The sequence below is a fragment of the Jeotgalicoccus aerolatus genome (assembly GCF_014635205.1).
Taxonomy (GTDB): domain Bacteria; phylum Bacillota; class Bacilli; order Staphylococcales; family Salinicoccaceae; genus Jeotgalicoccus; species Jeotgalicoccus aerolatus.
This window is the reverse complement of the sequence record NZ_BMCN01000002.1, coordinates 312,232-331,565: the sequence shown is the minus strand read 5'-3', so window position 1 is coordinate 331,565 and position 19,334 is coordinate 312,232. Positions and strand designations below refer to the sequence as shown.

Annotated in this window: 19 protein-coding genes and 1 riboswitch; of the genes, 6 read left to right on the top strand and 13 right to left on the bottom strand. The window is 40.2% G+C overall.

Features of this window, described 5'->3' with window-relative positions; translation table 11 throughout:
- Positions 1 to 53: 53 nt before the first annotated feature.
- The 6 genes from IEU81_RS07835 to IEU81_RS07810 form a co-directional block, all read right to left on the bottom strand.
- Positions 54 to 878, bottom strand: a complete 825-nt coding sequence (locus IEU81_RS07835; protein WP_186089419.1) for a hypothetical protein — start codon at positions 876 to 878, stop codon at positions 54 to 56.
- Positions 862 to 2,235 carry a sensor histidine kinase gene (locus IEU81_RS07830; RefSeq protein ID WP_186089421.1) on the bottom strand — a complete coding sequence of 458 codons (1,374 nt, stop codon included), beginning with the start codon at positions 2,233 to 2,235 and terminating at the stop codon, positions 862 to 864. Before IEU81_RS07830 ends, IEU81_RS07835 begins: the two co-directional genes overlap by 17 nt.
- A 4-nt stretch (positions 2,236 to 2,239) precedes the next feature.
- Positions 2,240 to 2,914 carry a response regulator transcription factor gene (locus IEU81_RS07825; RefSeq protein WP_092595743.1) on the bottom strand — a complete coding sequence of 225 codons (675 nt, stop codon included), beginning with the start codon at positions 2,912 to 2,914 and terminating at the stop codon, positions 2,240 to 2,242.
- 103 nt (positions 2,915 to 3,017) lie between these two features.
- Positions 3,018 to 3,920 carry a PepSY domain-containing protein gene (locus IEU81_RS07820; RefSeq protein WP_186089422.1) on the bottom strand — a complete coding sequence of 301 codons (903 nt, stop codon included), beginning with the start codon at positions 3,918 to 3,920 and terminating at the stop codon, positions 3,018 to 3,020.
- 128 nt (positions 3,921 to 4,048) lie between these two features.
- Positions 4,049 to 4,822, bottom strand: a complete 774-nt coding sequence (locus IEU81_RS07815) for a DNA alkylation repair protein (RefSeq protein WP_176760570.1) — start codon at positions 4,820 to 4,822, stop codon at positions 4,049 to 4,051.
- A gap of 68 nt (positions 4,823 to 4,890) precedes the next feature.
- Positions 4,891 to 5,763 (bottom strand): DegV family protein, encoded by an 873-nt coding sequence (locus IEU81_RS07810; protein WP_186089424.1) that lies wholly within the window; start codon positions 5,761 to 5,763, stop codon positions 4,891 to 4,893.
- A gap of 211 nt (positions 5,764 to 5,974) precedes the next feature.
- On the opposite strand from IEU81_RS07810, the gene IEU81_RS07805 reads away from it, so the two are divergent.
- From IEU81_RS07805 to IEU81_RS07795, 3 genes are all read left to right on the top strand, one after another.
- Positions 5,975 to 7,510, top strand: a complete 1,536-nt coding sequence (locus IEU81_RS07805; protein ID WP_186089426.1) for an AbgT family transporter — start codon at positions 5,975 to 5,977, stop codon at positions 7,508 to 7,510.
- A gap of 22 nt (positions 7,511 to 7,532) precedes the next feature.
- Positions 7,533 to 8,804 carry an amidohydrolase gene (locus IEU81_RS07800; protein WP_092595753.1) on the top strand — a complete coding sequence of 424 codons (1,272 nt, stop codon included), beginning with the start codon at positions 7,533 to 7,535 and terminating at the stop codon, positions 8,802 to 8,804.
- Positions 8,805 to 9,001: 197 nt separating this feature from the next.
- On the top strand, positions 9,002 to 10,630 hold the full coding sequence (locus IEU81_RS07795) for a BCCT family transporter (protein WP_092595755.1): 1,629 nt from the start codon (positions 9,002 to 9,004) through the stop codon (positions 10,628 to 10,630).
- Positions 10,631 to 10,677: 47 nt separating this feature from the next.
- Here IEU81_RS07795 and IEU81_RS07790 read toward each other — a convergent pair whose 3' ends face one another.
- Entirely contained in the window at positions 10,678 to 11,784 is a 1,107-nt protein-coding gene (locus tag IEU81_RS07790; protein ID WP_186089428.1) for an alanine racemase, read from the bottom strand.
- A 13-nt stretch (positions 11,785 to 11,797) separates the two neighbouring features.
- On the bottom strand, positions 11,798 to 12,715 hold the full coding sequence (locus IEU81_RS07785; RefSeq protein WP_186089430.1) for a cation diffusion facilitator family transporter: 918 nt from the start codon (positions 12,713 to 12,715) through the stop codon (positions 11,798 to 11,800).
- Positions 12,716 to 12,809: 94 nt separating this feature from the next.
- On the opposite strand from IEU81_RS07785, the gene IEU81_RS07780 reads away from it, so the two are divergent.
- Entirely contained in the window at positions 12,810 to 13,973 is a 1,164-nt protein-coding gene (locus IEU81_RS07780) for an MFS transporter (RefSeq protein ID WP_186089431.1), read from the top strand.
- Positions 13,974 to 14,115: 142 nt separating this feature from the next.
- A complete protein-coding gene (locus IEU81_RS07775) occupies positions 14,116 to 15,105 on the top strand; it encodes an NAD(P)/FAD-dependent oxidoreductase (RefSeq protein WP_092595763.1) in 990 nt (329 codons plus the stop codon).
- A gap of 61 nt (positions 15,106 to 15,166) precedes the next feature.
- Here IEU81_RS07775 and IEU81_RS07770 read toward each other — a convergent pair whose 3' ends face one another.
- The 3 genes from IEU81_RS07770 to IEU81_RS07760 form a co-directional block, all read right to left on the bottom strand.
- Entirely contained in the window at positions 15,167 to 15,484 is a 318-nt protein-coding gene (locus tag IEU81_RS07770) for a DMT family transporter (RefSeq protein WP_092595765.1), read from the bottom strand.
- Positions 15,481 to 15,804 (bottom strand): DMT family transporter, encoded by a 324-nt coding sequence (locus IEU81_RS07765; RefSeq protein WP_092595767.1) that lies wholly within the window; start codon positions 15,802 to 15,804, stop codon positions 15,481 to 15,483. The genes IEU81_RS07770 and IEU81_RS07765 overlap by 4 nt, the downstream gene beginning before the upstream one ends.
- 70 nt (positions 15,805 to 15,874) lie before the next feature.
- Positions 15,875 to 15,973: riboswitch (guanidine-I (ykkC/yxkD leader) on the bottom strand.
- A gap of 31 nt (positions 15,974 to 16,004) precedes the next feature.
- Entirely contained in the window at positions 16,005 to 16,793 is a 789-nt protein-coding gene (locus IEU81_RS07760) for a class I SAM-dependent methyltransferase (RefSeq protein WP_186089433.1), read from the bottom strand.
- An 86-nt stretch (positions 16,794 to 16,879) separates the two neighbouring features.
- Between IEU81_RS07760 and IEU81_RS07755 the strand changes: the two genes are divergently transcribed.
- Complete coding sequence (locus IEU81_RS07755; RefSeq protein ID WP_092595771.1) at positions 16,880 to 17,428, top strand: DUF4256 domain-containing protein; 549 nt, start codon at positions 16,880 to 16,882, stop codon at positions 17,426 to 17,428.
- A gap of 28 nt (positions 17,429 to 17,456) precedes the next feature.
- On the opposite strand, the gene IEU81_RS07750 is transcribed toward IEU81_RS07755, so the two are convergent.
- Together IEU81_RS07750 and IEU81_RS07745 are read right to left on the bottom strand one after the other, a co-directional pair.
- The gene (locus IEU81_RS07750; protein WP_092595773.1) at positions 17,457 to 17,801 is read right to left on the bottom strand and encodes a DUF488 domain-containing protein; all 345 of its coding nucleotides are present in this window, start codon (positions 17,799 to 17,801) and stop codon (positions 17,457 to 17,459) included.
- Positions 17,802 to 17,835: 34 nt separating this feature from the next.
- On the bottom strand, positions 17,836 to 19,290 hold the full coding sequence (locus IEU81_RS07745) for an APC family permease (protein WP_186089434.1): 1,455 nt from the start codon (positions 19,288 to 19,290) through the stop codon (positions 17,836 to 17,838).
- Between the last annotated feature and the right edge of the window lie 44 nt (positions 19,291 to 19,334).

Below are 19,334 nucleotides of genomic sequence, written 5' to 3'. Positions count from 1 at the left end.
CTTTAAATCCTACAAATTATATACTTAAAAGAAAAATGTGTCAACGCTGAACATCAATCGTCATCATCATTGTCATCGTCATAATCATCATCATCGTTGCCGTCGTCATCATCAAAGTATTCATCATCGTATTCGATGTACCTGCTGTCATACATGTTTGCATATTGCGCTGCTTCGTAGACCAGCTGTTCCATTTCTTCATAATCGTCGTCTATCTCCAGCCAGACTACTTTGTTGATATGCCCTGTAGCCCCGTTGATCGACACAAGCGCGCCTTCATCCTCGTCATTAACCTGCTGCAGTATATAATACTCCCGGGCCGTCCCGTCGCCGTTCCATGTCGAATAGACATTTACTCCGCCAACTTCACCCGCCGCAATATTAATCGCTTCCTCAGCTGTCAGTGGCTGCTTCTCGGCTGTTTCTTTGTCCGCTTCGTCAGCTGTGTCTTCCTGCTTGGTCTGCTCATTATCTTTTTTGTTATCAGATTTCTGATTTTCTTTAGACGTCTTGTCTTTATTCTCTGAGTCCGCCTTGTCTTTTTCTTCGGTGCTGGTCTCTTTAGAATCTGTATTTTCTGCAGTCTGTTCTGTATCTTTACTTTCTGAAACTGTTTCAATCCCTACAACACTTGAATCTTCGCGGTCTACTTTAATACTATGCGTTGCAGAGTTCCCTTTTAAGTTAATAACGAAATAACGGTCATCGTCTGTCAGCGATACAGAATCTACCTCTCCGCCGTATCGTTCTGTCACTACGGCACGTGCTTCATCTTCGGATATAAAATCCTGCTGATTCAGCGTCACCCACAGAATACCTATAATGATTCCTGCAGCGATGCCGAAAAACGCAAATAAAAATTTACTCCGCTTCGCCATCTCGAACCTCCTCTTTAAATATAAGTGTAAACGTTGTGCCTTCCTTAATAACGCTCTTAACCTCAATGTCGATATCATTATTCTCTGCCAGCTGTTTAGCGATCGACAGTCCTAAGCCGGAACCCCCGCTCTTACGAGTTCTTGCCTTATCGACACGATAAAACCGCGTAAAAATATCATCCAGCTCATCATTTGGAATACCAATTCCATAGTCCTGTATTGCAATAGTAATTTTTCCAGTGTCTTTTTTAATCGTGACATCAATATCTTTTTCACTATATTTATATGCATTGTCCAGGAAAATACGCAGCAGCTGCTCCAGCGCATCCGGATATACATAGACATGCGGGTTTGTATCGTCAGAAATAACGCTAATATTTCTCTTAAATACTTTCTCAAGCCTTGCTGCAACACTTTTAACCAGCTGTACAACCGGTATATGCTCCTTATCAGCACTTGTATCGCTATGCGTTACTTTAGTAAAACTTAAAAATTGTTCAGTTAAGTACTTCATACGCGTCGTTTCTTCAGAGATTGCTGTAATGCCTTCGTCGAGAAGATCCTCACGTGTCTTACCGAAACGTTCCAGCATCTTAGCGTATGAACTGATCACTGTCAGCGGTGTTTTCAATTCGTGAGACGCATTCATAATAAATGCCTGCTGATTATCATCATGTGCTTTAAGCATCAGCATCATATCATTATAAGAATCCGTCAGCATTTTCAATTCAGCAGCATCTGATTTATTCACCGGTATTGTTTTATAACGGCGGACATTTTCTGTATCATTCATTCTTCTTACCAGACGTTTAATCGGACTGATAATTAAATTGGTAATCAGCTGATTTAAAATGAATACCAGCACGATTAAAATAATAGAGGATATCACTAATATCCATTTCAGAATATTGTAGGTTTCATAGAGGAAATATACATTCTCGTAAATTTGTAAACTGTGTACTGCACCGTTTTCCCATATAACAGGCATAGATACCATGACAAAATGTTCTTCATTGTATGTCACTTCATCTGTATATTGTGAAGTGCTGTACGGCTGGTTTAATTCGAGGTAGCTTTCTTCAGTTGCAATTCTGACAAGATGATCTCCCTGTGAATTCAGCATGGTGACATAGCCATCTGACAAGGAGAAATACTGCAGTACCGTTTCACCGCTTATGCCGCTCTCTTGTGCCTGCTGCATTTCTGTAATAATATTACTGCCTCTGTTTTCCAGTTGCCCCATCTCCGCTTCAAGGGAGTAGTGTTTGTAGGAAAAATATATTAATAAGTTTGAAAGTATAACGACTATGGCAATCATCACCGTCGTATACAACTGTATTTTTGTACCAAGTTTCATATAGCTAGTCCTTTATTATATAACCAATGCCGCGCACACTGGAAATAAGTGATGGTTTGGAGTCATCCAATTTTTTTCGAATATACCGGACATATACATCCACTGTATTAGTATCGCCAAAATAATCATAACCCCATACAGCATCGATAATCTGATCGCGGGACAATGCCTGATTTTTATTGTTTATAAGATAAAGAAGCACGTCGTACTCTTTTTGAGTCAGATATACAAGTTTTCCATTGCTGTATACTTCTCGGGCCAGCGGTTTAATCAGCAAATGGCGATGTTTAATTTCTTCGGTTTTCACTTCGTTTGTCGAAACAGATTTTAAATGTACACGGATTCTCGCAAGCAGCTCTTCGACTTCAAAAGGCTTGGTCATATAATCATTTGCACCGGAATCTAATCCGCTCACCTTGTCCATGACAGCATCTCTTGCTGTAAGCATTATAATTTTTATTCCTGAATCTTTTTGTCTGATCCGTCTGAGCACTTCCAAACCATTCAGCTGCGGAATCATGACATCCAGCAAAATTAATGAGAAGTCTCCTGAATCATATTTTTCAAGTGCTTCTTTGCCAGTGTATGCTATGTCTACTTCGTACTCTTCAAATTCAAGTTCGAGCTGAACGACACGAGCAATTTTTTCATCATCTTCCACTATTAAAATTTTCTCCATGATATCTCCTCACAATATTTATTAATTATTGTAATTATACCATGTACATTACTGCTTCTGAATCTAATCGATTTTAAAATAACGTCCCGAGGGACGTTATGTGTTAATCATCCAGTTCTGTTACTTGTCCGGATTTTGCATCTATTTTAACTTCTGTATCATTGATTTCAAATTCGAATTCAAAATCATCCACATCGTACTGCCAGTCTCTGACTTCACCATTCACATTCTCTTTAGCAAGTTTCACAGCTTCTTCAAAAGAAATGATTTGTTCTTCATGAGCTGCTTCTAATTTTTTAAAGCCGCGGTCGTTATTATCATCGTCACGCTCTTCTTCAAGTACAGAGAAGTCTTCGCTGTCGAGCTTCACTTCGTACTCTTCATTTTTATTTTCAAGTTGTACTTCATAGTAATATCTGCCGTCATCTTCTTCATAAGTGATGCTCTCTAAAATACCATCGAAGTTTTCTTTTGCAGTTGTAATTGCTTCTTCTGCACCGTCATCTTTAAATGCATCTGCTAAATCCGTGCTGCCTTTTTTATTTTCAGCTTGCTTGTCTGTGCTGTTCTGTGCTGATTCGTCATCATCACGGTCGTCTTCACCTTGGTTATCTCTATCGTCTTCTCCATCATCATCGCGATCATCTCTGTCATCGTCACGGTCCATATCCTGCTCAATTACACTTAAATCTTCTGAATTAAGTTTTACGTTGAAATCTTCATCACCATTTTCAATTTCAATCTCGTAATAATACACACCGTCGTCTTCATCGTATTCAACTTCAGTCACAGTACCGTCAAATTCTTTAAGTGCCTTATCTACCGCATCCTGTGCTGACGTTTCTGCATTTGCTTTTTCATCTTCCTGAACAGTTACAGTCCCGCTTCTTTCTTCTGTTTCCCATTCCATATCATCTGCACTCGCGCTGCCGTCCGTACTGCATGCTCCTAAAATTAACGCTGCTGCCAATGTCCCGCCGATAAATAAACTTTTGTGCTTCTTCATTTATAATCATCCTCCATTTTTTGTTTCCCGTTTTTTCGGGGTTTGTTTTATTTGTTACTCATAGTATATCCGGGCTGAACTAATGGACAGTTAAACAATTATTAAAGGATGATTAAAAAATGACAGCCTTATTTTAATTCCTGCAATAAAGACAGCGCTTGTGTATCTTCAGCTTTTTTAAGAGTTCTTAAGGCTCTCCGTATTATAAACGGAGACGTTTGGTTCATATGTGCTTTAAGAAAGGCAATCACTTTATCTGGATATTCTTTTGAAATATCATTTAAATGATTTGCTGCAGATTTTTCTACATATCTGGACGGATCATTTAAAAATGGTTTCAGTATTTTTAAATTTTCGTTTACATCATTTTTTAAATAAGGCAGTTTTTTCGCCCACGGCAGCCGAGGTCTCGTACCTTCTGTGACCAGTCTCCTTAAGTGAGCATCATTGCTCACTTCCCATCTCTTTAAAACTTTCTCCATCTTTTCATAATTATTTAAAATAAACGGACGCACAGCAAATTCCGACGAATGCCGTTTTGTTATTTCCTCCATTGCCTTGATTGACTGATCAAAATCTTCTTGTCCGTACATTTCAACAAACTTGGACAATGCTCTGAAGTAGTGTGTTTTTTCAACGGGGAAATAAAATTCCTCATTTTCTTCGCCGAGTACTTCTATAATAATATCTATTGCTCGGGAATAATCATTCGGTAAGTATTCTCTCAACTGCTCTGAGAATACTTGAATTCTTTCTGACATACGGCCGTCTTCAATTTTTATAACGGTATTGTCAACAAATGCTTTACTGTCGAATTCAGGATATACTTGGCTGATATTTTCAGCATATCGTTCCGCCAGGTCTTTATCGTAGTAGTCTTTCATTAATTTTTTTGTGCTCATACTCTTCACCTCTATAGATAAGTATAAAAAAAGAGTTCCTATTTTCATAGGAACTCTGCTGTTTCTCTTTAGCTGATATACGGTATTATACCGAGTCCGTGACAGCCGACACCGCCGTGCACGCCAAGTGCCGGTGTTAAATAGCCGACACGGCAAGTAACGCCCGGATACATATTTTCAAATCTTTTCTTAAGCTGCTCTGCTTCTTCAGGAATGTCACCGTGAGCAATGGCAATTTTAAGTTTGCCGTTAAATTTGTCCAACGCTTCTTCAATCAGTGATTCCCATAATTTAATCACGCGGCTTTTCGTACGTACTTTATCATACGGTTTAACTTTGCCGTCTTCAGCAAAGTAAACAATCGGTTTAATTTTAAAGAGGCTGCCGATAAAAGCACTCCCCGCACCAAGACGCCCGCCTTTTACTAAATAGTTCAAATCATCGACGGCTAAGTAGATACGCGAGTCATCAACAAGTGCTTCAACTTGTTTGACAGTCTCCTCTACAGAGACACCTTTTTCTATTTGCTCGATCGTCTGTTGTAAAAAGTGTTCCATAATAAACGATGTCCCATTTGAATCAATTAAATAATAGTCTAACTTGCCTTCTTCTTTGTATTCACTTAAAACCATTTCAGCACTTTGATATGTGCCGCTGATACCGCTGCCGATATGAATAGCAATCACTGTATCATAGCCATGTGAAATAATCTGATCCAGCACTTCATAGTATTCACCGACTTGAGGCTGAGATGATTTAGGAATGTCTTTTTCTGTCCCCAGACGCTGATAAAATGATTTCAAAGACGCTTCGTCTGTCGTATCTTTAAAAATCGTTCCGTCTTTATATGTTACAGATAAATGCACCTGAAATACATCTGATCGTGCAGCAAGTTCGTCATTTAAACTTGCAGTGCTGTCAACGATATACGCAATCTTCATGGTCCTGCCTCCTACTGTGTTTTCCCTTGTTATCTTATAGTAAGTATAATAAAAAACGAACTATAAGTATATTAATATCGTTTGCGTATTTATATAAAGAAATTCACCATAGACAATTGACTGAAATTTATGTAAACTCTTTATATCTTGTTTATATTTCAAATTCATATAAACAGGTCTTAAATACATATTATTATGGGAGGGTTTTCATTTGTCAGACAAAACAGAGAAAAAAGGGTTTTTCCATAAATTCCTGGATGTCATCGAACGCGTCGGAAATAAATTGCCGGATCCGTTTGCACTCTTTATTGGTTTAGCATTTCTAATCATCATTATTTCATGGATATTCAGTTTATTCGATGCCTCGGTAATTCATCCAGGCAATGGTGAAGAACTGCCTATCAACAGTCTTCTATCAGGAGCAGGACTTCAGTTTATACTGACATCTATGCTCGATAACTTTACAGGTTTCGCACCGCTTGGACTTGTATTATCAATGATGCTCGGTATCGGGTTAGCTGAAAAAGTCGGCCTCCTTGATTATGCAATTCGAAAAACAATCTTAAAGTCACCGCCGTTTCTAGTGACATATACTGTAGTTTTTGTCGGTATAATGGGTAACCTTGCGTCAGATGCCGCAGCTGTTATCATCCCGCCGCTCGGTGCACTCGTATTCTATAAATTAGGCAGACACCCGCTTGCAGGTCTTGCTGCAGGTTTCGCTGGTGCCGGTGCCGGTTTTACAGCAAACTTATTTATCGCCGGTACAGATGTTCTCTTATCTGGTATTTCTACAGAAGCTGCCCGTCTGATCGACGATACAATCGTTATCACACCAGTTGATAACTGGTATTTCAATATTATCTCAGTATTCATGCTGACAATTATCGGTGGACTGCTGACATCACGCTTTGTCGAACCTCGTCTTGGGAAGTATAAGGGCGATGGTCTTGAAGATGAAAATGAAGAGGAACTTCCCAATGCTAAAAAAGGTCTTATTGCAGCAGTGATTACAGGTCTCGTATATTGGGGCATTATCGTCGTTGTGATTTTCCTGCCAAACAGTCCGCTGACCAACGAAGAAGGCGGAATAATACCTTCACCATTTATCGACGGTATCGTTCCAATCATACTGATCTTCTTTATTTTAATCGGCTTGGCCTTTGGTATTACAACAGGCAAAATTAAATCGACTAAAGATGCAACATACTATATGACTGAATCCATTAAAGATATGGCTGGATATATTGTTCTTGTTTTTGCGATTGCTCAGTTTATCGCTTACTTTAACTGGAGTAACCTTGGAACATGGCTTGCTGTTAACGGAGCAGAGTTCCTTGAAAGCGTAGAATTTACAGGGCTCGGTTTAATTATCGGCTACGTTATCTTCACTGCTCTACTTAACTTCCTGATTACTTCAGGTTCTGCTAAATGGGCAATTGAAGCACCAATATTTGTACCGATGTTCATGCAGCTTGGATATGACCCGGCCTTTACACAGGCAGCTTACCGTATCGCCGATTCATCAATTAACATCGTTACACCGCTGTTCCCATATATGGTTATTATTCTGGCGTTTATGAAACGGTACGATAAGAATGCGAGTATCGGTACATATATGTCACTGATGCTTCCGTACTCAATCGTCTTCCTGATCGCTTGGATTATCCTGCTCGGTGTGTTCTACTTCACAGGATTACCATTAGGTCCAGGTGCATACACGTTCTTAGAAGACAGAGTTCAATAATTTAATCTGGAGATGATTTTCAGTGTCATTACACAAACAGCTTATAGAATGGCGGAGAGATTTCCACCGTCACCCTGAGCTTGGTTTTTTAGAAATGCGAACTTCAACAATCGTTGCTGATACGCTTGTGAAATTAGGCTATGATATTAAAATTGGCCGCCAAGTAATGAATCCTGATTTTACGATGGGTAAACCTTCTGATGAAGAAACTAAAGCACATTACGAATGGGCTAAAGAAAATGGTGCAGTTCTCGAATATCTCGATCAGGTGTCCGAAGGTTACACCGGCATCGTAGCAACTCTCGATACCGGGCGTGAAGGACCCACTGCAGCTTTTCGCGTAGATATGGATGCACTTCCTATTTATGAGTCTGAAGACAGCAGTCATGTCCCCCTTAAAGAGGGTTTCCGCTCAGTAAACAACGAAATGCATGCCTGCGGACACGACGTGCATACGTCAATCGGTCTCGGTCTCGCCACGCTGTTAATGGAACACAAGGATACGATAAACGGAACGATTAAACTCCTGTTCCAGCCGGCTGAAGAAGGCACACGCGGTGCACGTTCAATGGTTGAAGCAGGTGTTGTAGATGATGTGGACTATTTCGTCGCTTCCCATATCGGAACAGGCGTGCCATATAATCATTTTCTTGCTTCGAACAACGGTTTTCTTGCAACTTCTAAAATAGATGTTACTTTTAAAGGCGTATCATCACATGCGGGCGGTCAGCCTGAAGAAGGTAAGAATGCCATGCTCGCTGCAGCAAATGCCGTAATTAATCTAAATGCTATCCCGCGCCATTCGGGCGGTGCAACACGCATTAACGTTGGGGAACTGCATGCAGGCAGCGGAAGAAATGTCATTGCTGGCAGTGCAAATCTTAAAATCGAAACACGAGGTACTACTGCCGAGCTCAATGATTACATGAAGCAGTACGCTGAATCCATAATTAAAGGTGCTGCACAAATGTTCCAGGTGGAAAGCACTATGGAAACGGTCGGCGAAGGTACAAGTGCCAAAGGGTCGACAGCACTTGCAGAGGTACTCGTTAAAGCAGCAGATAGTGCAAGTCTGACAACTTCACTTGAAGAGAATAAACCGAGCGGCAGTGAAGATGCGACATTCTTCATCAATCGTGTACAGGAACGCGGCGGACTGGCTTCCTACTGCATTTTCGGTACTGATCTTGCTGCCGGCCATCACAATGAGAAATTTGATATTAATGAAGACAGTATGGCACCTGCAGTTCAAACTTTACTTACTGCAGCCCAGCTGCTTACAAATGAATTTTAGTTAATAGTTAATTATTAAAGAGATAAAATCATAATGATTTTATCTCTTTTTTTGTTTATTCCCTCTCTAGATGGCTATGTATAAAGTAATACTTATGACACTGATAACTTATACTTAGAATTTTACTGTTGAACTGTTAAGTGTAGATTGTTATTATTTAGACGTTGTGTCAAAAAATTTAATAAAGGAGTGAAGTAATGACAAATCATTCGTCATCGTCTGAGAAGTCAAATAAAATTTCTTATGTTTTCGTATTCGCAGCAATAATCGTTGGATTGCTAGTTATAATAGGTGCTATTTTCCCCGACAAATTCGGTGAAATTTCAGGCGCAATTTCAGGATGGGTAACTACATACTTCGGCTGGTATTATATGATACTCGTCACAGTCATTGTATTCTTTTGTATTTTCCTCATATTCAGCCCAATCGGCAAACTTAAATTAGGTCTGCCTGATGATGAACCTGAATTTAGTACAATTTCTTGGATCACTATGCTGTTCAGTGCAGGAATGGGGATCGGGCTCGTGTTTTACGGTGCCGGAGAACCAATGGCTCACTTTATGTCGCCGCCTACAGCAGATCCTGGAACAACAGAAGCTTTAGCTGAGTCTATGCGCTCAACTTTCCTGCACTATGGTATCCACGCCTGGGCTATTTACGGTATCGTTGCTTTAGCACTGGCATACTCAAGTTTCAGAAAAGGGGAAGTGGGTCTATTATCAAAAACACTCCGTCCTCTATTCGGTGATTTAGTCGATGGCTGGCTCGGAATTGTCGTAGATGTACTCGCAGTATTTGCAACAGTTATCGGTGTTGCCGTATCTCTTGGTATTGGTGCAATGCAGATTAACGGAGGGTTAAACTACCTTTTCAACGTTCCTGTCGGTTTAACATCTCAAGCAGTAATTATTGCCATCGTAACTGTACTGTTCTTAATCAGTGCATGGAGCGGACTCAGTAAAGGGATCCAGTATTTAAGTAACTTAAACATGATTCTCGCAGGTCTCCTGTTCGTCATCATTTTGATCGTTGGGCCGACAATGCTCATTCTGAACGTGATGACTACCGGAACTGGCGGTTACTTAACTTCTTTCCTTTACAACAGTTTTGACGTTGCACCTTTAAATGGACAGAAACAGGAGTGGCTGAGTACATGGACGATTTATTACTGGGGCTGGTGGATGAGCTGGAGCCCATTCGTCGGTATATTTATCGCTCGTGTTTCTAAAGGCCGTACAATCAGAGAGTTTATTATTGCAGTACTTATGGTGCCGACTCTAATCGGTATTATCTGGTTCAGCGTATTCGGTATTACCGGTATTTCAACTGGTCTTGAAAATACAGAAATATTTAATATGGCGACCGAAGTACAGCTGTTCGCTATATTTGATCAGCTGCCAATGGGTACAATATTATCATTACTCGCTATTTTATTAGTATCATCATTCTTTATCACATCTGCAGACTCGGCTACTTTCGTACTCGGAATGCAGACATCGCACGGTGACCTTACACCTTCCAGCAAAACTAAACTTGTATGGGGTATTGCACTGTCAGCGATTGCATTTACACTGCTCGCTGCAGGTGGAGAAACAGGATTAAACGCTCTCCAGTCTGCCGCAATTATCGCAGCTCTGCCGTTTAGTTTAGTCGTTATTTTAATGATGGTTGCCTTTTACAAAGATGCAAACAATGAACGTAAATATTTAGGGTTATCTATTACACCTAACAAAGAGCGTATGAAAAATTATAAAGAAAGCTCTCTTGAAGATTACCATGAAGAACTCGATGCTTATGCTGATGAAGATAAGCCGAGAGGTGTATAATATTTAAAAACAGCAGTGACTTTTTAGTCACTGCTGTTTTTCTATGTCTATTGAAGTTTTCCCTGCGCTGCAATATCGATTTCTTTTACTACTTCATCATCATTAATTAAGTATGCCTTATGATACAAGTTTGAAACCGGGCATATGTGATTGGGAATAATACGGACTTTATCGCCGATATTAACTTTTTCACTAAAATCCCGATTATATATAATCGCATGTTCATCAAATACACCGTGAACGTGGACACCTTCAAATTCTTTGATTTTACCAAAACCTTCAGTTGCAGTCAGTCCTTTCGATCTAGACTGGGCGGTTAAACCTTTAGCTCCAACATCAGTAATCACACGTTCTTTAGTCGGTTTGCTGATTACGGTTGTCAGTACACTTGCTGCAGAATGTGCGTATGAATCAATGGCATTAGACTGTGAACCATCCATCAGTATATAAGTTCCCGGTCTGATTTCTGTGACCCCTTCAGGTATATCGAAACCAAACATAAATGGCGGTGTCGAGCCTATGCTGACTGTTTTTACATCAAAGTCCATATCTCTCGCCACATTTGCAAAATGCAGCGTACGCGTGGTTGCTGTCATAAATAAATCATAACAGTCTTCCTTATCAACTGCTTTATAAGTGTGACCATCATGTGAGAATATCCCTTTAAACTCTACATTTTTAGACGCACGAATACTGTTTAACAGTAATTTATAATCAATTTCTTCAATAATACCGGAGCGTTCTTCACCAACTTCGATTTCAATGAGTACCTGCGCTTTTTTAGAGGCACCTTCAAATACTTCATCGATTTCTTCTATATGATGAATACTGTCCACTCCGAAGGAAACATCAACCTGCTCAGCCAGCTTTTTAATTCTTTCAAGTTTTTGCTTGCCGACGATCTGGTTCGCAATGAATATATTATCCAGTCCGTAAACTGCCATAATTTCCGCTTCACCAACTTTGGCGACTGTAATTCCTGTGGCACCATGTTCTTGCTGCTTCAGTGCTAAATGCGGCATCTTATGTGTTTTCGTATGCGGCCGCAGCTGAACATTTTGCTTTTTAGCATAAGCACCCATGTACTCAAGGTTTTTATTCAGCACAGTTTCATCAATAAGTAATGCAGGTGTATCTATGTTTTTATAATTCATTCTTATATCCCCTTTAATTACATAAGATTTCATCGTCATGGTCGTGGTGTTTACACTCTACTTGAACTGTTACGTGATCGATACTTTCATGTTTCATACGTTCTTCTAAGCGCTGAATAATCTTTTGAGTTTCATGAACGTTCAGCATTCCATTCACGACGATATGCGCACTCATCGCATTCACTCCGCTCGTAATACTCCAAATGTGTATATGATGGGCATCTTCAACACCTTCTACACTGTTAATCTTATCGATAATCCCATCAAAATCCACATTTTCCGGAACACCTTCCATAAGTACGTTCAGCGACTGTTTCAGTATTCTGTAACCGCTGATTGAAATTAACACTGCCACAATTACACTTGCTAGCGGATCCATGATTCCCCATCCGAAAAACATAATGGATAAGGCAGCAATAATTGCTGCAATTGAACCGAGCAAGTCTCCGAGAACGTGCATCAGTGCCCCTTTCATATTTAAATTATCATGTGTATCCCCTGACATCAGGATTTTTGCTACCGCAAGATTAACCAGGAGACCGAGTACTGCGATAACCAGCATTCCTGTCGTTGCCACTTCAGGCGGGTTAATGAAACGTCCAGCTGCTTCTATAACGATAAAAACTGCGATAACAATGAGGGTTACACCATTAAAAACAGCGGCAAGTATTTCAAACCTTCTGTAGCCGAAAGTGCGCGCTGTATCCGCTGCTTTCTCACCCATTTTAAAGGCAGCAAGGGCCACGGCAAGTGAAATCGCATCACTCAGCATATGACCGGCATCGGATAACAGTGCCAGGCTGTTTGTCAGCACACCGCCTGCTACTTCAACAATCATAAATGAGACGATTAATATTAAACTGATGGTCAATGCTCTTTTATTCGCACCATGTGTATGGTCATGATGATGACTGTGTGCATGTTCTTCCATATACTTCACCCCGCTCTGTGTCTAATTTGACTATTATTTTTGCTGTTTCACGTGTAATATATATTTTAACATAACACAAGAAGGTGTAATTTTTATGAAGAAAAAATATCAGCTCTACTTATTATATAGCAGTATTTTCCTAGTTTTTCTAGGAATTAGTCTCGTCATCCCTGTTATGCCGTCAATTATGAACGAACTGAATATAAGCGGTGCCGTCCTCGGCTACTTAACTGCTGCATTCGCATTTACACAGCTGATTTTCTCACCTTTTACAGGACGTGCCGCTGATAAGTTCGGCCGTAAAATCATTATTGTCATCGGCCTTTTCATATTCGGCTTTTCTGAACTTCTTTTCGGCTTCGGGAAAACAATTGAAGTTCTGTTTATTTCAAGAATGCTCGGCGGCCTGGCTGGGGCATTTATTATGCCTGCTGTTACTGCCTTTATCGTTGATTTAACGACAGATAAAAACAGAGCCCGCTCACTCGGTTATATGACCGCAGCTATAAACTTCGGTTTTATTATCGGTCCGGGTATCGGCGGGGTGCTCGCTGAAATCAGTACACGGCTGCCATTTTTCGTCGCAGCTGCCCTCGGCCTGATCGGTGGAATCTTATCTATATTTATGCTGACAGAACCTAAAAAAGTAACGGAAGTTGCTGCAGATAAAACCGAAGTAACGACAAGTAATTTCAAACGCTTATTTACACCGATATTTTTCATTGCTTTTCTCGTTATCTTTATCGCGTCATTTGGTCTTGCCTCATTTGAATCATTCTTCAGTTTATACTTTGACCGCAAGCTCGGATTTACACCTTCTGATATCGCTATTGCCATTACCGGCGGTGCAATGATTGGCGCCTTTGCACAAATCGTACTGTTTGAACCGCTCATCCGGCGTATCGGTGAACTGAACATTATTAGAGCAGCCATTATATATACAGCGGTGCTGGTTTTTGTCATTACATTTTTAGATTCATATTGGAGTGTTATGGCCGTTGCTTTTATTATTTTCATCGGTTTCGATCTAGTCCGTCCTGCAGTAACAACATTCCTGTCTCATATTGCCGGGAATAATCAGGGTTTTGCAGGCGGTATGAACTCATTCTTTACGTCGCTTGCCAATGTTATCGGTCCGGTACTTGCTGGTATTCTGTTTGATATCAATATGGACTTCCCTTATTACTTCAGTGTGGTCATTCTCTTGATTGGATTTATTATTACCGTGTTTTTCTGGAGAGATCCAAGGAAGGTATAATGTCATTCAAAAGTCTGAATTACGCGTTACATCGACGTTACAGCATGTCAAAAGCTTTTAATTCCCCTCCAAGCTGTGCAATAATGTTTAATGGAATGAAAATATAAAAACATTTTTTGCATATTACTGGAGGGTCATATTCATGAAAGACGAAATTGTAGATGTAACGATAATCGGCGGAGGACCGACCGGTTTATTTTCTACTTTTTATGCGGGCATGAGACAAATGTCTGTAAGACTTATAGATAGCCTGCCTGAACTCGGCGGCCAACTGACGGAACTATATCCTGATAAGTATATTTACGATGTCGGTGGATTCCCTAAAATACTCGCAAAAGACCTGGTTTCAAATCTTGTGACGCAGGCGCAGTATGCTGAACCAGATCTTCACCTTGGTGAGACAGTGCAGTCATACGAGCGTGAAGACGATCACTTTATCTTAAAAACAGATCAGGGTGAATATTTAACCAGAACAATTTTAATCACTGCCGGTGTCGGTGCTTTCCAGCCGCGTAAAATCGGTTTGGATAATGAAGCTGATTTCGAAGGCACATCACTACAATACGCGGTTAAAGACATCGAAAAATTCAGAGACAGAGATGTCGTTATTCTAGGCGGCGGAGACTCTGCCCTCGACTGGGCACTGATGCTGCAGGAACATGCAAAATCAGTTACACTCGTCCACCGCAGAGAACGCTTTACTGCTCATGAAACGAGCGTACAGCAATTAATGGACTCACCTGTAAATGTTAAAACTTCACTGAATGTCACTGAACTTAAAGGTGAGAACGGACAGATTGAAGAGTTAGTACTGACTGCAAAAGACGGTACTGAAGAAGTGATTAAAGCGGATCAGCTGATCGTAAACTTCGGTAATATTTCGTCACTTGGACCATTAAAAGAATGGGGCATGGAGCTTGAGAAAAACTCTATCCAAGTTAATGCTCATATGGAAACGAACATCCCGGGTATTTTTGCAGCCGGTGATATTACAACATTCGAAGGCAAAGTAAAACTGATTGCTACCGGCTTCGGAGAAGCACCAGTCGCTATATCATATGCTAAATCGTCATACGATCCAAAATCACGTGTTCAGCCGAAACACAGTACGAGCGTGTTTAAACAAGATTAGTTGAAAAAGACCTTATGCAAATGCATAAGGTCTTTTTATGTTTCATGTGAAACTGTGAATTTTAACCTGTGACTAATCTGAGCCCAATCACTGCAATAATAATCATCGATAAATACATAATTCTTTTATAACTTGCAGACTCTTTATAAAAAATGATGCCGATTAAAGCACTGCCAACAGTACCAATCCCTGTCCATACTGCGTACGAAACGCCGAGCGGTATTGTTTCCATTGCCATGCTGAGCAGAGCGAGACTGATTGGAAAACCGATAAGAAGCGTTAACCAGCCGCTTATTTTTTTACCCTGACCGATGAGTGACATACCTGTCACCCCAGCTACTTCCATCAATCCTGCGAGTATTAATATTATCCAGCTCATTTAACATCCTCCTCATGATCTGTGACAGTTTTCAAACCAATAACTCCAATGACCAGTAATGCAACAAACAGAATGATGCCAATATTAAAAGTTCCGCCGAACACAATAATATCTACAAGTACTGTGCCTACTGCCCCAATTCCAACAAATACTGCGTAGACTGTACTGGCAGGCATTTTTGTTGAAACGTAAACTAAAAGACCAAAACTGACACAGACAGCCAGTACTGTTAAACTCCACTCAAGCCCTGAATCAGCATATTTTAATCCTGTCGCCCAGCCGATTTCAAACAAGGCAGCGATAATTACGAGTATCCACATAATATTTCTCCTTTAAATAAATCCTCATAAGATTAAGAATAAAAAAGGCCCGGGAGAATAACTTTCGTTACTCTCCCAGGCTTTTATCCTTCCGTGTACCGGAACTTCTGCCCGGCATCCTCTCTCGGTCCAGACTTAATAATTTAACGGAACCCTAGAGAACTTCTTATTCAGTTGATTTTATCTTAAAATATATTATTCTAAAAGTCAAACTCAGAATTCATGCTGATCACACCGTAATGTACTTTACTCGTTTTTCTAATGTGCTGTTTAAATCCAAATTCTTCAAATCTTGTGCTCCTAAAATGATCTTTCAGTACTACTTTTCTACGGGCAACACGCTTGGCTTCATCCACAGCTTCTTTGTTTAAACTTTCATTATGCGTGACCTTTTCAATTGCCCTTAAACTTTGAGAACTGCTGATTTCGGATGTGAACATCGGATCAAAATATACTATATCAAAACTGTTATCAGAACATGTTTTCAAATAGTCTGTATAGTCTTGATGAATTGTCTCGACACGGCGCATCGCATCATCAATTTCTTTTATATTTGTATCGTATGATGCCAGCCCTTCCCGCGTGGTTAGATATATAATAAAACTGCGCTCAAGGGCAATCACTTTACCTGCTGGTCCTGCCGCTAAACTGGCAATGACACTGTCTGCAGCGAGTCCCATTGTACAGTCCAAAAATGACATTCCCGACTCCAGCTCTGCCGCTTCAATAAGTGCATCTTTTTCCTTATTTAACAAACGTTTGGCACGGACTAAAGCAAAATTGGGATGATACTTTACAGCGACTTTTTCTTTCGGCGAAATACTTATCTCGTCATTCCCTACCACTATAATATCGTCATCGTAATGGGTCTTCATCTCTTCTACCGCACGTTTTTTTCGCATTACAAACTTTATATTATAACGCCTAGCGATATCTTTCGCTTTACTGAGCGTTTCATCGTTATAGCGGCCGCCTGTTGTCACTATCATCATCGTTCTCCGTTCTTTATATTATCTTTGTACGACCAGTGTAACATGGTATGATTAAATTAAATCAGATAATTGGAGGATGGACAATGACCTTAAAAAAGAAATTGAATGAATCAGAGCAGGCTGAATTACTAAATGCTTTAGAATCCCGTTTCAATACTCATAAAGAACGTCACGAAAATATATCTTTTGAGGATATCTCATCAAAATTAAATGATAAGCAGCTTCTTGTACTGCACAATATGGAAGCAACAGAAGGCGAACCTGATGTTATAGCGCTGGACGGCGAACTGTATTTTATAGACTGTTCAAAAGAAAGTCCTAAAGGACGCCGAAGCATATGCTACGATCGTGCGGCGCTTGAGGCCAGAAAGAAACATAAGCCTGAGAATACTGCTGTTGATCTGGCAAAAGAAATTGGCGCAGATTTACTGACAGAAAATGATTACAGACAGCTTCAGCAGTATGGTGACTTTGACTTGAAGTCATCTAGCTGGGTCGACACACCTTCAGATATACGAGCGCTCGGCGGCGCTCTATTTTGCGATAAAAGATATAACACAGTATTCCTTTACCATAACGGTGCTGATTCATACTACGGCGCCCGCGGTTTCAGAGCAAAATTAAAAATTTGACAAAAAAAGACGGCGATGCCGTCTTTCTTTATTTATCTTCAATATATTCTTTTATAGCTGCTGCCTGGTTATATTCTGTATCTTTTGCAGAATACAGCAGCGTAACATTATGACCGTCTGAAGCTTTTTTAATATCGTCTACAAGATATTGATGCTCTTTTAATTCTTTTTTGTATTTCTTTTTAAACGCTTCCCACTTATCAGGATCATGGTCAAACCATTTTCTCAAATCTGTTGACGGCGCGATATCTTTATACCACTCATCGTGCTGCAAATCTTCTTTTTTAATACCTCTCGGCCATACACCATCAACTAAAATACGTTTGCCGTCCTGTTCTGAAACGTCATCATAGACACGCTTAATTTTCAGCATTATCTCATCTCCGAATAATATAATATATTATTCTCTACCCGTCTTTTCTCGTTTCATTCATTGCTTCTTCTCTGGTTTTATTTAAAATCATATAATCCAATTCTTCTTTAGACATAGATTTAAGTGTTTTGTATTTGGTCATCAGGAATATAGCCCCGATAATGATCCAGGCAAGCAGTGCATAGTAGGACGGCAGCGATAATGCTGCTGGAGAACCCGGGAATAAGAGCAGAACTAAAAATACCAGCGAAATAATAATACCCATGGCACCAAATATTACATAGGTCGTATTTTTATGTTCCCTGCGGCTGAAGAATTTAACTGTCACTGCACTCGTTGCCAGGAAGGCAACCGATACACCTACTGAAGACATATCAACAATCCAGTTCAAGGCAGTTCTGCCAAGCCAAGGTGCAATCAGACATACTATCAGAACAAACAGCACAGCGTAATGCGGTGTTTTGTTTTTCTTGTGTACTTTTGCAAATATAGCAGGAACGAAGTTTGCACGCCCCATAGCAAAAATCAATCGTGATGATGACATATAGAAGCCGTTTAAACCTGTAAATACACCAAATGAAATTGAAAACGCCAAGACCACCATACCGATAGTTCCCATGGAAGACTGGACTACAGAGCCCGTTACCCAGACGGCACCACCCATAGCGTTCTGGTCAGGGTATATCCATGATGTCACTAAAATCATAGCAACATAAGTTAAGATCGACGCAATAATACCAAAGACGATTAATTTAAATGTTTTGTCAGGACTGAATTTGAACTCTTCAGCTGCCTGAGGGATATTATCAAAACCGACATACATCCACGGTGCAATTGCAACAATTAGAATAATAGAAGTCCATACACCGGATTCTTCATTAAAAAGCGGTGCAGCATTTTGCAGAGAAAATTCTCCAGTAAAGAATGATGTCAGGAACAGACCAGCCACAACCAGAGCCATAAATAGACAGAAAATGAATTGAAGATTTCCTGATAACCCTGACCCTTTCATACTGATCCAGGCAAATATTATAAGTATTAAGGAAGAAAGAATAACTTCCATTATATAAACGTCCCAGCCTGCAATCGTATATAGATAACCAACTTCTAAAAAGTCAGGCAATACAAACTTAAACAGTAAACTAAAGGCACTCGCGTTAAGTGCGACGACACATATATAACCTAAAACTAAAAACCATGATGCGATAAAGGCACTGAATTTCCCAAAACCTGCATAGGTAAATGCAAATTCTCCCCCTGAAACAGGAAATTTAGCTGTTAATGCACCGTAGCCAACCGCTATAATCAGCATCAGCAAGCCGCCGATTGTAATACCAAGCGTCGCACCGAGCGTACCGGATGAAATCAGCCAGTCTCCCGGAAGTATAAACGCTCCCCACCCAATCGATGAACCATAAGCGATGGCCCATATAAAACGTTTTGACATCGTATTATCTAATTCTGTTCTCGTCTGGTTTTTGGCAGACATTTTTCCAACTCCCAATTTTTATTCATTTCTTGTCCATAAGTATC